The organism is Spirosoma pomorum, assembly GCF_054776615.1.
On sequence record NZ_BAAHBP010000001.1, the window covers coordinates 86,449 to 99,329 of the forward strand.

15 protein-coding genes and 1 tRNA gene are annotated in these 12,881 nt (G+C 49.7%); 6 read left to right on the top strand and 10 right to left on the bottom strand.

The window, feature by feature from the left end; translation table 11 throughout:
- Positions 1–29 precede the first annotated feature (29 nt).
- From ACYVAD_RS00365 to ACYVAD_RS00380, 4 genes are all read left to right on the top strand, one after another.
- Positions 30–869 carry an oxidoreductase gene (locus ACYVAD_RS00365; protein WP_461137485.1) on the top strand — a complete coding sequence of 280 codons (840 nt, stop codon included), beginning with the start codon at positions 30–32 and terminating at the stop codon, positions 867–869.
- Positions 870–901: 32 nt separating this feature from the next.
- Entirely contained in the window at positions 902–1,756 is an 855-nt protein-coding gene (locus ACYVAD_RS00370; RefSeq protein ID WP_461137486.1) for an oxidoreductase, read from the top strand.
- A 1,256-nt stretch (positions 1,757–3,012) separates the two neighbouring features.
- A complete protein-coding gene (locus ACYVAD_RS00375) occupies positions 3,013–3,327 on the top strand; it encodes a hypothetical protein (RefSeq protein WP_461137487.1) in 315 nt (104 codons plus the stop codon).
- A gap of 11 nt (positions 3,328–3,338) precedes the next feature.
- Positions 3,339–3,920: a hypothetical protein gene (locus ACYVAD_RS00380; RefSeq protein ID WP_461137488.1), complete on the top strand. Its 582-nt coding sequence runs from the start codon at positions 3,339–3,341 to the stop codon at positions 3,918–3,920.
- A gap of 49 nt (positions 3,921–3,969) precedes the next feature.
- Here ACYVAD_RS00380 and ACYVAD_RS00385 read toward each other — a convergent pair whose 3' ends face one another.
- Complete coding sequence (locus tag ACYVAD_RS00385) at positions 3,970–4,323, bottom strand: helix-turn-helix domain-containing protein (protein ID WP_461137489.1); 354 nt, start codon at positions 4,321–4,323, stop codon at positions 3,970–3,972.
- A gap of 396 nt (positions 4,324–4,719) precedes the next feature.
- Between ACYVAD_RS00385 and ACYVAD_RS00390 the strand changes: the two genes are divergently transcribed.
- Positions 4,720–4,995 carry a hypothetical protein gene (locus tag ACYVAD_RS00390; RefSeq protein WP_461138498.1) on the top strand — a complete coding sequence of 92 codons (276 nt, stop codon included), beginning with the start codon at positions 4,720–4,722 and terminating at the stop codon, positions 4,993–4,995.
- A 178-nt stretch (positions 4,996–5,173) separates the two neighbouring features.
- On the opposite strand, the gene ACYVAD_RS00395 is transcribed toward ACYVAD_RS00390, so the two are convergent.
- The 6 genes from ACYVAD_RS00395 to ACYVAD_RS00420 all read right to left on the bottom strand — a co-directional run bounded on the left by ACYVAD_RS00395 (position 5,174) and on the right by ACYVAD_RS00420 (position 8,603).
- Positions 5,174–5,247 (bottom strand) — tRNA-Arg (locus ACYVAD_RS00395).
- Positions 5,248–5,929: 682 nt separating this feature from the next.
- Positions 5,930–6,532 (bottom strand): MarR family winged helix-turn-helix transcriptional regulator, encoded by a 603-nt coding sequence (locus tag ACYVAD_RS00400; RefSeq protein ID WP_461137490.1) that lies wholly within the window; start codon positions 6,530–6,532, stop codon positions 5,930–5,932.
- A complete protein-coding gene (locus tag ACYVAD_RS00405) occupies positions 6,533–6,796 on the bottom strand; it encodes a hypothetical protein (protein WP_461137491.1) in 264 nt (87 codons plus the stop codon).
- A 107-nt stretch (positions 6,797–6,903) separates the two neighbouring features.
- Positions 6,904–7,671 (bottom strand): hypothetical protein, encoded by a 768-nt coding sequence (locus ACYVAD_RS00410; protein ID WP_461137492.1) that lies wholly within the window; start codon positions 7,669–7,671, stop codon positions 6,904–6,906.
- Positions 7,672–7,731: 60 nt separating this feature from the next.
- Positions 7,732–7,995: a DUF2024 family protein gene (locus tag ACYVAD_RS00415; RefSeq protein ID WP_461137493.1), complete on the bottom strand. Its 264-nt coding sequence runs from the start codon at positions 7,993–7,995 to the stop codon at positions 7,732–7,734.
- A gap of 23 nt (positions 7,996–8,018) precedes the next feature.
- Positions 8,019–8,603: a protoglobin domain-containing protein gene (locus tag ACYVAD_RS00420; protein ID WP_461137494.1), complete on the bottom strand. Its 585-nt coding sequence runs from the start codon at positions 8,601–8,603 to the stop codon at positions 8,019–8,021.
- Between the two features lie 281 nt (positions 8,604–8,884).
- Between ACYVAD_RS00420 and ACYVAD_RS00425 the strand changes: the two genes are divergently transcribed.
- On the top strand, positions 8,885–9,472 hold the full coding sequence (locus ACYVAD_RS00425) for a Crp/Fnr family transcriptional regulator (RefSeq protein WP_461137495.1): 588 nt from the start codon (positions 8,885–8,887) through the stop codon (positions 9,470–9,472).
- An 83-nt stretch (positions 9,473–9,555) separates the two neighbouring features.
- Here the strand turns inward: ACYVAD_RS00425 and ACYVAD_RS00430 are convergent, their stop codons facing one another.
- The 3 genes from ACYVAD_RS00430 to ACYVAD_RS00440 form a co-directional block, all read right to left on the bottom strand.
- The gene (locus ACYVAD_RS00430) at positions 9,556–9,936 is read right to left on the bottom strand and encodes a hypothetical protein (protein WP_461138499.1); all 381 of its coding nucleotides are present in this window, start codon (positions 9,934–9,936) and stop codon (positions 9,556–9,558) included.
- 3 nt (positions 9,937–9,939) lie between these two features.
- Positions 9,940–10,803: a globin domain-containing protein gene (locus ACYVAD_RS00435; RefSeq protein ID WP_461137496.1), complete on the bottom strand. Its 864-nt coding sequence runs from the start codon at positions 10,801–10,803 to the stop codon at positions 9,940–9,942.
- A 342-nt stretch (positions 10,804–11,145) separates the two neighbouring features.
- Positions 11,146–12,873 carry a RagB/SusD family nutrient uptake outer membrane protein gene (locus ACYVAD_RS00440; RefSeq protein WP_461137497.1) on the bottom strand — a complete coding sequence of 576 codons (1,728 nt, stop codon included), beginning with the start codon at positions 12,871–12,873 and terminating at the stop codon, positions 11,146–11,148.
- Positions 12,874–12,881: the final 8 nt, after the last annotated feature.

Below are 12,881 nucleotides of genomic sequence, written 5' to 3' on the forward strand. Positions count from 1 at the left end.
ACTTTTGTCGTACCAAAACGAACAGACGTATGGACAACAAAAAAGTATGGTTTATTACCGGCGCGTCTAAAGGCCTGGGCCTGTCGCTGGTCAACCAATTGCTGGCAGCGGGTTATAACGTAGCGGCCACGTCGCGAAACGTAACGGATCTTAATCAGGCCGTTGGCCAGACGACCCCTAATTTTTTAGCTCTACAAGTCGATCTCGCCAACGAGCAAAGCGTTAAGCAAGCCATCGATCAAACACAGTCAACCTTCGGCCGGATTGACGTGATTGTCAATAACGCGGGCTATGGCATCGGCGGCAGCATTGAGGAACTTACCGACGAAGAAACCCGGATCAGTTTCGACGTGAACGTCTTCGGGACGCTCAACGTCATCCGGCACGCTATGCCCCATCTACGCACGCAGGGATCGGGCCACATCATCAACATCTCCTCCATTGCGGGTATTTCCGCCAACACTGGCTGGGCCATTTATGGGGCCACCAAATACGCCATCGTAGGGCTTTCGGAAGTGCTGGCCGACGACGTAAAGCAGTTTGGTATTCATGTGACGGTGGTGGCACCGGGTGCTTTCCGAACCAGCTTTCTCACGCCCGAATCGCTGGTGCTGGCCAAACAACCGATCAATGCCTACACCGCCGTTCGGGCGTCGCACAGTAAGTACGAGCAAATGAACGGCAGCCAGATCGGCGACCCGGAAAAGGCTACGGCTGCGATGATCCAGATCAGCGAGACCCCGAATCCACCCCTGTATTTACTGCTGGGCAGCGATGCCTACAAACGGGCGATGAACAAAGTCGAGCGATTGCGCGATGAGTTTACGGCTAACGAAGTACTGACGAAATCCACCGATTTCCCCGTCTAGTCTATTTCTTCCATAACTGATTTCCAACAACAATGAGTACACAAAAAGTATGGTTTATCACCGGCGCGTCCAAAGGCCTGGGTCTATCGCTGGTTAAACAATTATTGGCCGCCGGACACAAAGTAGCGGCTACTTCCCGCCGACTTGATGACCTGAGTCGGGCCGTGGGCCCAGCTGACGATTTCTTACCACTTGCCGTTGACCTAACGACCGAAAGTAGCGTAGCGCAGGCCATCACCCAGACTATAGAGCGCTTTGGCCGAATCGATGTTGTCGTTAACAATGCGGGGTATGGCCAGCTCGGCAGCCTGGAAGAATTGAGCGATGCCGAAGCCCGGACTAATTTTGACGTAAATGTTTTTGGCCCGCTCAACGTCATCCGGCACGTCATGCCGCAGTTGCGTAGCCAGCAGTCGGGGTATATTATCAACCTATCGTCCATTGGCGGCTTTGTCGGCAACTTCCCTGGATTTGGCGTTTATTGCGCGACTAAGTTCGCGGTAGAGGGCTTCTCTGAAGCGCTGGCGGTCGAAGCAAAAGCATTTGGCATCCGCGTGACGATCGTCTCCCCCGGTTATTTCCGGACCGAGTTTCTTACGTCAGGCTCCCTCGGGACGCCCGCCAATCCCATCGACGCCTATCGGTCCGTTCGGGAATCGCAGCAGGCGCACCAGGAGCAGATCAATGGCAATCAGCCGGGTGATCCCGAAAAGGCCGTTGCCATTTTGATCCGTCTGGCCGACGAGCCAAATCCGCCCACGCATCTGTTTCTGGGTCAGGACGCCTTCGATACGGCTATGGGAAAAATTACTACGTTACAACAGGAGATGACTACCTGGAAGGACGTAACGGTATCAACCAATTTTGATACGCCAGCGACAGTTTAAGCAGACTCAACCACAACGGGCCAGCTTCAATACGAAGCTGGCCCGTTGTGGTTAGCAACTATAAGAAAATGGTCTAAGCAATAAAATTAGGCGATACGTACGGCCCCTTACACGTAGAAACAGGCTCCGAAAGTCGGAGCCTGTTTACCGGTTATTTTCTCTAACTCATGTGAGTTTGGGTCACAAATGAAGGCAAAATTGCGTAGGTAGAAAAGCAGCAGGTAACAAAAAAGGACTCCAGAAAAACCGGAGCCCTTTTACACTTATAAAATAAGCCCCTTTGCGTGGGACAGACATATAATCTAAATCGCTCGCGGTTTGTTGCGAAATTCTACCTAAGTACCAGCCTGTAAACAGCTAGAGTAATCTAGGGCTTTTTTTGTGATGTACCCCTTAAATACAGGCTAACAAATTCTTACTGACGGATGTAAAACAAAAAAGCTCTGGAAATCCAGAGCCATTTGGTATACCAAAACTGTGTTTGTACTCTATAAAGAACGAAAAGTTGTCGATCTACTTGCTTCAATGAAGCGCATTGCGGTTCGCCACCTATGACTACACGCACTTTGTTAGCTGATTCTATTTCCTGCTACGCCGAGCTGGTCAGCTGTCGCAGTCACCAGCGGCCACAGGATTGCCGAAGGTAATACCAGATAAAGTCGCGGAACTGCTACGACCGGCTCTGCGATTGGCACTCATCATTCATCATCGGCGCAAGCAGAAAGGTCACCACCGACGATGAATGGTGGGTCCACAGAAACAAGACCTTCAATGATGAGTGGCGGGGAAGGTTGTTAAGAACCCTGAGCAGTCGAAAGGATTTACTTCGACTACTGTGTTTACTCTGCGCGGAGCCTACGGCCGTGACCAGGTTAACGACTCAATACCTGAGCGCGCTGGAGATCATGCTATATCTAGAAACAAAGGCCAACAATTGCAAGCGAACTGCGGACAGCATACACCTGTGAACCCGGTGACCTGGCTAAAACGATCATTCCTGCAACTGCCTGAATCAGGACATTCTGATAACTGGTATCTATTATCTGAATGTATTCAGCGCTGATGCGATAAGCATAGGTCAGTTCATATACATGGCCCCGTCGCTGAATGAAGTTCGGCCTGGCAGAGAAGTTACACGAGTGTATACGGTATCGACTTTACCAGTCGTTTCACCAAAAGGGACTGTTTGCTGGTCGGTCAAGATCGGTCAGCAAACAAGGGACCAATATGGGATACGACTGAGGGGTAAGATACGCATGAATTCAGGACAAGCATTTGAGTTTTTAGTGAAACACTTTCCACATAAAATGCCTTTGGGGAGTGTCTCGTTTGAGTTAGAGATTGACTTTTCGATTGCCCGGCAAATATACTCCCAACCCAGTTTTTCAGAGATGGTTTCAGGAGTGGCGCAAGAGCCGAAGTATGATCAATACAGCCTATCAGCGGCAGAGAAGCATCGAATTTTTCGGTTTACGAAAGAGGGCGTTATTCCGTCCTGGCCAGTAGGCATTGATGTTGATGAGGTTATACCCTATGAGCAGCTCAAGCGAATCATACCCAACGAACAATAGCTGCTCAGCCTGTGACGAACGACGAGTTACTCAATACGCTAACGAACCATATTGACGAGATCCTGCCCCGTCTGGCCTGGCCCGTAGAACGGTATCGCCAAACAATTGATGGGCTGGTCAGCTGCAACGTGGCGACTGATCAGGCGTACCGACGTAACTTCATCCGCTTCTACCAGATGCGGTTGCCCAGAGCCAAAGCCTACGATGACTACTTCGATATATTGGAACGGCTGAAAGGTCAGCAGGATATCGATACCACGGAGGTACTGGCGGTGGTGTTGGAAGAACTGCAGATCAAGACGGGACGTATCGAGTCTTCGTTCGCGTCGAAACTGATTGCCACGCTCAATCCAAATCTGCCCGTTGTCGACAGCATCGTTCTAAGTAATATGGGAATACGGCTACCTGCTTACAATGCGTCTGCTCGTAAAGAAAAGGTGATTGCAATTTACCGAGAGCTCACTACTCGGCTTAACCAAATGATACAGGACAAGCGGTTTATTGGTCTCAAAACTCGGTTTGTCTTAGCTTATCCGGATTACAGTTTTACGGATCTGAAGATTCTGGATCTACTGATCTGGCAGTTGAGATAAGTCTACATTCTCGCTTTGCCTGGCTAAATAGTGGGAAGCTCTCTACCAATCAACCTGATACGCTGGACGAGGACTGTTTTTGCTTTTGAAGCTCTTGCTTCTGTTGTTTTATTACCTGCTTTTGTAAGGCAATGAATTCCTTCGTGCGCACTAACGTAAAACCGTTGGGGATTCCAGTCGATACTATACCGGCATCCTCCCCAATGCCGTCAACTAGCCAGGCGGCTGTAGTATCGAGTAGTTTCGCTAGCTTTCGAATATCTAAGAGGCAGGGCGCTGTTCTGTTTTTCTCCCAGGCTGAGATAACCGCTTTACCGCTTTTCTGCATCAACCCCGCTAGTTCATCTTGCGTTAGTCCTTTACTGACTCGCTTTTTCTTTAATCTGGCTCCAAACGACTCCATTACTTAAGGCATTAGGTGTACGCATTGAATCAACCGCTTGTGACGAGGGGAAGATGAATGCGCGACAAAAGGACGCGTTCTATCTCCGGTTAGTTGCACGGGTAGAGGAAGAGCGTCATATATTTTCTTCGATAGCAGCATTTTGAGCCACTTTGGCCCTTTCAAAGGCTTTCTATCCCAAAGATGCACTAGAACGTAGGAGCAGTGTGATTTGATTCTATCGGTGGTCGATGACCAGTCATTGACGGCAAAAAAACAGCGTAAGCGGTTGAGCGATCTAAAGAAAAGAGCTCTCTGAATTAATCCAATGTATAGTTCGACGTTACAATTATCATTCCGACCGTGCGGAACCACATACTAACTACTTAGTAGGACAGACAAGCCTTACTTTCTCATATCACTTACATGCGTGGGGAGGATAATTACGCTACTGTTATTTCAGTGACCGCCCGTATCAACCTACGCCTTGCCCAGTTCGCCACTCATTTGCCCGAACTGGTGCGTATTTATAAGAGCGACTTAGTCAACCCTGATTACGTCGTAGAATGCTCTCATAAACGGACGACTGAAGCGCGCGTACTGATCGGAAAGCAGTGGCTACCCATAAGACGCAGACAAGTAACAGTGGTTTGCGTAAAGCTTATGGCCAAAACTGGAGAGTATAGCTGCTAACTTATTTCTAATTAGTCAATTAGGCGTACTAATCTCTTTGTAGTAAGCCCCAGGTTTAAGTCCTGGCTGGACTGATCACTTAACCTTGCTGTCATACGTAAGATGAGTTGTTAACTCCACTAAAATGTACACCAACAAAAGAGCCGGTCAGCAATGAAGCTAACCGGCTCTTTTGTTGTGACCCCGAAGCGATTCGAACGCTTGACCGTCTGCTTAGAAGGCAGATGCTCTATCCAGCTGAGCTACGGGACCCTTTCGTTATATCTCCAGACAAAATCTGGATCAAAACGTCCGCAAAGATACAACTGACAGTACCAATATTCATACTGATCCGCGCTAAAAAACGCAATCCACTACGCTGCCAGTAGTGAGCCGTAGTTTCAGTACCTGAGCTGTCTACTGTTGGTAGAAATTTGTTGCTCCCTGACGAACGTGTTTATGGCTCATCCTGAAAGACGAAAAGTCCCTCCGGATTCAGAAGGACTTTTCAGAAATGACTTTCAGCGATCAATTCGCGATCAGCGAACACGTGTTTGTCAAGAACTGGTTATTTAGAAAATTGCAGATCTGGGATCCGTTCTCTCTGGTCAGTGGCTTTCCCGAATTGATTTGACTTACGAGCAATCCCAAACTTAACCAAGTACCCAAGCCGACCTCATCCGCAGCCTTAGCGTTCAGGGCGATGATATACGTTTCTTCCATTTTTACTCCAATTCATAAATGTTAGTGAGAATATATGTAGGTGAGGTATACATTATGGGTGTCTCATAAACCAATCGATGAATTACTTGTTGATGGCTACTTCTGTATATTTACTAAAAGGTAGATCAGGTTTTACCGCTGCCTTATTGATCACAACTTACCCAAAGCGGCTCATCAATAAGTAGGAAGAGAGTACATGAACCATTCAAGATTAGTGTCACTTATCAGCTCGTTATACGGCAACATGTTCCGGGCAGTCAAGCCGCAGCAGATCAGCTTCCAGCGGTATTTTTAACAGGCCACAATAATGAATCTGCCCATCATACTGATAGTGCAGGCACGTTTTGCACATGCGCTGTATGGTGATCAGACCGCGTTGATGCAGGCCATAAATGAGCGTAAACAAACTCTCGTAAAGCGCCGTCTTGTGCGCAGGGTCTAGTTGCCCTACCAACTGACTCATTACGTTGGCGAAGCCACTCGTCTGGTCAACCACTTGCTGCCCAGCGGGCGTCAACTGCAAACTATGACTGCGACTGTCAGTGGGATCGACGATACGGATCACCAGCTCTTTCTGAGCCAGTATCTTAACGGCATCACTAATGGTTGGTTTCGTCAGATTGAACTCAGCGGCCAGGTAACCAATTTTACACTTGGCTGGCTCATGAAAAGCCAGAAAAAGAAGGAGTTGAATCTGGATTGGACTTAGACCTGTCTCGCGACTCTGCTGCCAGAGCAGGGTTCGAAATGTTTCGCCCAGTCGTTCCAGGCCCGCCACAATCTTGGCATCGACCGAGCGGTTTTGTTGGTCTACGTTAAATACAGAATCATTCATTCAACAATCGCAGGTTTCACAATAAGGCGCGTAGCCGTCGTAGGTTGGCGCAAACTGACCACCGGCACTGACGAACTTGTTCATGGAAATCACCTCCCCCGACGAAAGGGTGACGGTGAGGGTATCACCTTCTCCAGCAAGACGAACAACGAGCGCATGCAGGGTAACCAGCTCGTGAAACTCGGTAAAATATTGGACTTTTACATACTGCCGTTGCTGAATCAGGGTAGTCAGGTAGTCGGAAAATGCTGACGTAGTTTCCATACGAATGAGTTGGTTATTTGGTTGAGTCGACCGATCGAGATCGTTTTTTACGTATAAAACTGGCGGAACGGGACAACTAATCAAGTCTCCCATTCCGCTACTCCATTCTATTTTTTGGATACGGTGTAAGGAAGCGTTAGCTTACCCGACAGAACCCCGTATACGGCATAGACACCCAGCATCGGTTTATCGGCCATTTCGTGGTGTCCACCAGCCGCTCCGTGGTTGGTATGGTGCATCTGGAGATAACAGGTAACGGCATCGAACCGAAAATCTGTGTGATGCTTGATTCGGTATGCCTGAATCGCAACTCGAATGGTCTGCCCCGACGTAACGACTCCATAGCCCGGTGAGTCAAAATACAACGGTACACCAGGGGCAGTCTTAGGCAGTACGACCGTTTTATCATCCGGGCGAAACGCCTTGACGCTCAAACCACCGGGCACCCGTTTGTCTTCCTGGAGGACAACCCAGTGGGGATGCCAGACCACGCCATCGTTATCGAAGATACCGTCGTTATTTTCATCCCACAAGGGTGTATCGTCCATATCCGGGTGGGAGGTCAGCGCCAGCGCCACAATACCTTCCGTGGGCGAAAAACCCACATCCTGCGCGTTGAGTGTCGTCGGAAATACGTAGGCCAGTACAGCTGCGTCCTGCGTACCTCCGGCTGGCTTCGGCGTAGTGCGTCCAGCCTGTCCGCTCACCTGCATACTCATGACGACCATGTCCAGATCTGATTGATAGATGGCCTGCGTCGCTGTTATTTTAAAGTCGGCGTTGTTGTACGTTGCACCCGGCTGCGCAGTCTGGGCGATTGCCAGATTTGACAAAAGTACCCCTACGGCCAGTGTCATTAGCAATAAACGTTTCATAGTCTGTGTGTTAAGTTATTGGTAGGTTCTTGACTTGGAAAGCCGATTGGACCGACTCCTTTATTGACAGCCCTGCATTTCGATGATGTAAAATCCCTGATTGGCAATGCTCGTTTTTACCGGCTCGGTGGCCTCCTCAATGTGGCAGAAACGGCATTCTTTGGCCGTCAGCGGCTGCCCGGCCTGTCCTTTTGTAGCCAGATAGATTTGGCCGTAGCCATGAATGGTATCCAGGTTCGTTAGCGCTGTTGGCACCAGAATATCGAAGTGCATTATAGCACCGTCGGTACGGGTTACGTAGGTATCAAAAACAGAAACTTGCATGATTGGATGGATTAACTGGTGAATTAAAATTCGTCCTGATAAACGTAAGGATGGCTCCACAAAACGGCGGTGATCGTGACGGCTTTGAACCACGCGGCCTGCATGCCGGATACAGTGTCGGCATTATGACCTTTGGCCGCCAGGAAATCCTTCATGGTCAGCGTAAGGGGTACGATGAAGGCTAGAATGTAGCGCAGATGGATAATTGGTTCGGCTTTGGCTTCGTCCGTCAGGTTTTTCTTGGCCGAATGATGACGTAAGGCAATCTCCTGTTGGTAGGCCAGCCAGGTTTCGTCGTAAGGCCGGGTGCAGGTGTCCTGAATCCATTGGCCGAAGCGTTGCCGCACGGCGGCCAGGTAATGCGAATCGGGATGTCCTTCCTGACTAAAGTAGCGTAACAAGTGAGGATGACTCCCCACGAATCCGTACCAGACATCCAGAATCGCATCTGTCTGATCGGCCAATACGTCACCAGCCGGCCGAAGCAAACGCTCATCTTCTTCAGAGAACAGAACGGTTTGCTTCAACAGAGCCAACTCGTCGATGGAGACCGGTGATGGTGTAACCCGCCAGTAGGTGTAACCCGGTAAGCTGTTATGTTCACTCATGAGTAATTCGGTTAGAATCCGTTACAAATATAATTAGGAATCCTAACTAAATGCATTTTGCTACTTTTTTTTACCTCTCTATTTATCGCCTAGAAATATTTATAGACGTAATGCCCGGTTCAATCAGTATTCATTAACCACTAGCTGTCAAGAGGGGGTATCTGGTCAACCGCAACGCATAGAGAGAGCGTTAACCGGACAGTTAGCAGTATATGATATGGTGACTGAACAATACAGGTGGTCTGAGGCAATGGCGCCGTTCTTCCCGTCGTTCATGGCATATGGTTCCTCCCGATTTGCTGAAACAATACGGGGCTGTTCAGCTCCACCTGCCTAAAGCCGCGATGCTTTTCAGTGAAGGAGACGAAGCCCAGTTCTACTACCAGATCATAACTGGCGAAATCAAAATGGTCAATTTTGGCGACGGGAAAGAATTTGTGCAGGGCATTTTCAGTGACGGTCATAGCTTCGGCGAACCTCCTTTCCTGGTAGGAAAATGTTATCCAGCCAGCGCGCTTACTACGCAGCCGACTTCACTGTGGCGCTGTACTCGTCATCAGTTTCAGCAGCTTCTGGCAGCTCATTTCGACGTTCATTGGCACATAACGCAACTCTTGAGCGAACGGCTTCTCAATAAAGCGCGCGTGCTCGAACAATTAGCCATCAAAGAAGCGCAGGAACGTCTGCTGAGCTACATCGATCAGCTAAAAGGTCAACATGGTCAACCCAATCAGCCGTATGCTGTGCCTTATACCCGACAGCAATTAGCCGATCTTACGGGCTTACGCGTGGAAACCGTTATTCGTACCATTAAGCGGCTGGAGCGCAATGGGGACGTTTCTATTCAATCGGGTAAAATCTGGCGTTAAGACTAACCTAGCGGTTCTTTTCATTAGAAAAGGTGTACTGAGCAACAGGGGAGTCGTTGCTCAGTACACCTTTTCGCTATTAGCTAGGCCACTTCAGACTCCAATTTCTCTTTCGCGCCGAGAACGAGTGTCTGAGGCCCAAATTCCTCGTACCGAATCGCTTCGGGCTGGACGCCTAGCGCTATTAAATCGACGAACTGTTTGCGGAGAAACGGTTCGGGGCCGCACAGGTAGTATATGGCATCGGGCTGAATAATAGAATCCGCGATACGCGGCACGGCTACCCAGCCCGGGATAATAGTCGGCCCCTGTTCAGCATCTTCGTTAAGCTGTTCGTAGAAATAAAAACACGATAGATTTTCGGTCTGCTGGCTCCACGTCGACACTACATCCCGGAAGGCGTGAACAGCCTCGTTTCGTGCCCCGTGCACCCAGCAGATAGACCGCTGGCTTTGGGTTCGGATTAGTTATTCGAGCATACTTATCAGGGGCGTTTGCCCCACTCCCCCGCTGATGAATACAACCGGCCCCTGGTGATCCACAGCCAACGTAAAACCGCCCGCCGGAGCTGTCAATTCAACCATAGAACCTTCCTGCATGCGATCGTGTAAGTAATTACTGACCAAACCGTCGGGGCGGAGGTTCGTACCATTTTCCCGTTTGACCGATATGCGATAGTACTGGCCGTTCGGCGCACTTGACAGACTATACTGACGCGGTTGAAGCAAATTAAGCGCTGGCAGGAAAAGGCGTATACTCACGAATTGACCGGGTCGATAATCAATGACCTGTCCCCCATCACTCGGGTATAGATAAAACGACGTAATCTCGCCGGACTCCCGAACCTTTTTTTGAATAACGAAAGGGCGCCAGCCACTCCAGCCTCCGGTCTGATTGATGGTCTGCCGGTATAACTGGCTTTCTACACCAGTCATTATGGCTGCTAACTGCCCGTAAGCAATTGTCCAGGCTTCCAGCAGGGGCGAATTGGCGGGCAGGTTCAGCACCTCGCCGATGGATGCCAGCAGATGGTGACCCACCACATCATACTGTTCCGGCCGAATATCAAGACTAACGTGCTTGTGCGCAATTGACGTCAAGGCTCCCACCAGCACCGATGGATCATCGATGTGCTCAGCGTAGCCCAGCACGGCCATCGCCAGGGCCATGGGCTGTTTATTGTTGTGCTGATTTCCCTGATTAAAGACGTGCTTTAGTTCTGGATTGTGCCGCAGCATTCGTTCGTAGAAATACGAGGTGAGAGCGACTCCGTTCGTGCGTAACACCGGGATTGTTGCTTTGATAGACTCTTTTTGCTGTATGGTAAGCATATGCGCAGTAGTTAGGTTATCAACCGCCCCGCTCCTACCCATCATGTAACTTATTCAGCTGACGAGTTTGTGGTTGTAGCGGGGCTGCACAAAGGTGTCTACGGGGGCTATGCTGAGTTTATGACAAAAGTCATAAGATCCCATAAGTTGTTGATTTGAGGACTAGACGAACCATTCTATCTAAACAAGAAGGGGCGCCTGTACAGGCGCCCCTTCTTGTCAATTCTTTAATTATCAATCATTAACACCATCGAACTACAGCAAATAGACTTGTATTAACTAGCTCAAGCGTCACGAAACAAACTGTCCTGCCTGTGTGAGTCACCTGACTAATTGTTACGTCTAGTAGCCAGGATTCTGTTTCAGCTGGGTAGATACATTCAGTACATTCTGACCAATTGGGAAAATGGCGGTGTGGTTGTCGGCATCCGGTTGCTTATCCCACCACGTTCCCGTATTGAACACACCCCACCGAATCAGATCTGTCCGCCGACGACCCTCAACCAGAAACTCTCGTCCCCATTCGTCCAGCATTTCCTGATCCGTTAGCTGGCTACCATCCGTTTTGTACAGACTGGTTGTGGTCGCCGGGTAGTTTCGTTTCCGAACGGTATTGAGTAATACCGCTGCGGCCGCTTTATCACCCGACCGATATTTACATTCAGCCAGCGAATAGTAGATCTCCGCTAATCGAATTTCTGCGTAGGCTGACGAAATCTTGTTCGCGTCATCACTTGGGTAATAAGGATATTTCACGGGAAAAATGCCCGAATTGTGGTCCGCGTGGTTCATATTGGATTCCTTATCGGCGATTTTGGTCCCCGGCTTGGCGTTCAGGAACATCCCTACCTGATCGCGGAAGTATAAGGCATAAGGCCCTTTGTTGCCCCGAACGGTATCGACCTTTCCGGTAGCGTTCGTGTAAGGTAGGTACCCGTACAGGAACATACCTTCCCGCTTGCTATTGCCCAGGTTACGGTATTTCTTTAGCCGTAAATCATCGGGGTATTTCTGAAACTTGATAAACGGCTTGCCCAGGCTGAACTGGTACTCAGTGCTATCAACATCACGACCGGGCTGCAAGGCGTACTTTGGATTAGCCGTACCGAAATCTGTGAACCCGAAGTAGTTGGTTGCCTGGTAAGGAAGCATCCAGAAATACATGCCACTATCGTATTGCCAGTGGGTCAGGGCGAAACTACCCGGAAACCCAAAGACCGTTTCAGCCGACGTACTGTTGGTGTAGTCAAACGGAGCGTCCCAGCGCGTTTCCAGCGCGTACTTCCCGTATTTACCCCCAATGATGTCCTGACAGATCGTGGCGCAGTCGGCGAAACGCTCGGTACCCGTGTATACTTTCGCGTTCAGATACAACCGAGACAGTAACGAAGCCGCTCCGCCCTGCGTCCAGCGTCCAACCGCATTAGCTCCCAGGCTTTGGCGGGTAGGCAGTTTGGGCAGCGCTTCCTTCAGTTCCTGCTCAATATAATCAAAGGCTTCCTGAGGGGATACCTGAGGACCTCCCTGCGATTCCCCCTTCACTTTTTTAACCAGAACGATATTCCGATAAAAGTCCAGCAACCGCAGGTTGAGCCAGGCCCGCAGGGTCCGTAATTCGGCGATCATCCCGTCCAGCTCAGCCTGGGTCATTTCGAATTTACCGGGATCGGATATTCCCTGCAAATCCTCCAGTGAGTTAGTAGCCAACGTAACACCTTGGTAAAGACCATTCCAGGCATCGTTTGTGTAGCCATCATTCGGCGTCCAGGTATGGTAATGCACGCGCTGAAACTGCCCCCCGTCGAACCAGTCCCCCTGCCGGTTGGGGGTCATCATTTCGTCGGTGCTGTTTTCCTGCAACATGAACGTAGCGCCTCCCTGGATGCTCCAGTAGCTGTGCTCGAACGCCCGTAGAAAATCCCGCGTTACGTCGGCCCGGGTTTGAAGAAAGTTTCCGGACGTAATGCGGTCATAAAGTACCTCGTCCAGATTCGTGCATCCGCTGGTCACTAAGAAAAAGAGCGAGACTGATGCACAGGTTAGGTGTTTAAAAAATTTATTTCGTTTCATGATCCGTA

Bases quoted from the DNA above. Each gene is read 5' to 3' on its own strand.
- ACYVAD_RS00435 (WP_461137496.1), bottom strand. From the start codon at position 10,803: ATGCTTACCATACAGCAAAAAGAGTCTATCAAAGCAACAATCCCGGTG.
- ACYVAD_RS00375 (WP_461137487.1), top strand. From the start codon at position 3,013: ATGAATTCAGGACAAGCATTTGAGTTTTTAGTGAAACACTTTCCACAT.
- ACYVAD_RS00415 (WP_461137493.1), bottom strand. From the start codon at position 7,995: ATGCAAGTTTCTGTTTTTGATACCTACGTAACCCGTACCGACGGTGCT.
- ACYVAD_RS00405 (WP_461137491.1), bottom strand. From the start codon at position 6,796: ATGGAAACTACGTCAGCATTTTCCGACTACCTGACTACCCTGATTCAG.
- ACYVAD_RS00420 (WP_461137494.1), bottom strand. From the start codon at position 8,603: ATGAGTGAACATAACAGCTTACCGGGTTACACCTACTGGCGGGTTACA.
- ACYVAD_RS00425 (WP_461137495.1), top strand. From the start codon at position 8,885: ATGGTTCCTCCCGATTTGCTGAAACAATACGGGGCTGTTCAGCTCCAC.
- ACYVAD_RS00385 (WP_461137489.1), bottom strand. From the start codon at position 4,323: ATGGAGTCGTTTGGAGCCAGATTAAAGAAAAAGCGAGTCAGTAAAGGA.
- ACYVAD_RS00400 (WP_461137490.1), bottom strand. From the start codon at position 6,532: ATGAATGATTCTGTATTTAACGTAGACCAACAAAACCGCTCGGTCGAT.
- ACYVAD_RS00410 (WP_461137492.1), bottom strand. From the start codon at position 7,671: ATGAAACGTTTATTGCTAATGACACTGGCCGTAGGGGTACTTTTGTCA.
- ACYVAD_RS00365 (WP_461137485.1), top strand. From the start codon at position 30: ATGGACAACAAAAAAGTATGGTTTATTACCGGCGCGTCTAAAGGCCTG.
- ACYVAD_RS00370 (WP_461137486.1), top strand. From the start codon at position 902: ATGAGTACACAAAAAGTATGGTTTATCACCGGCGCGTCCAAAGGCCTG.
- ACYVAD_RS00440 (WP_461137497.1), bottom strand. From the start codon at position 12,873: ATGAAACGAAATAAATTTTTTAAACACCTAACCTGTGCATCAGTCTCG.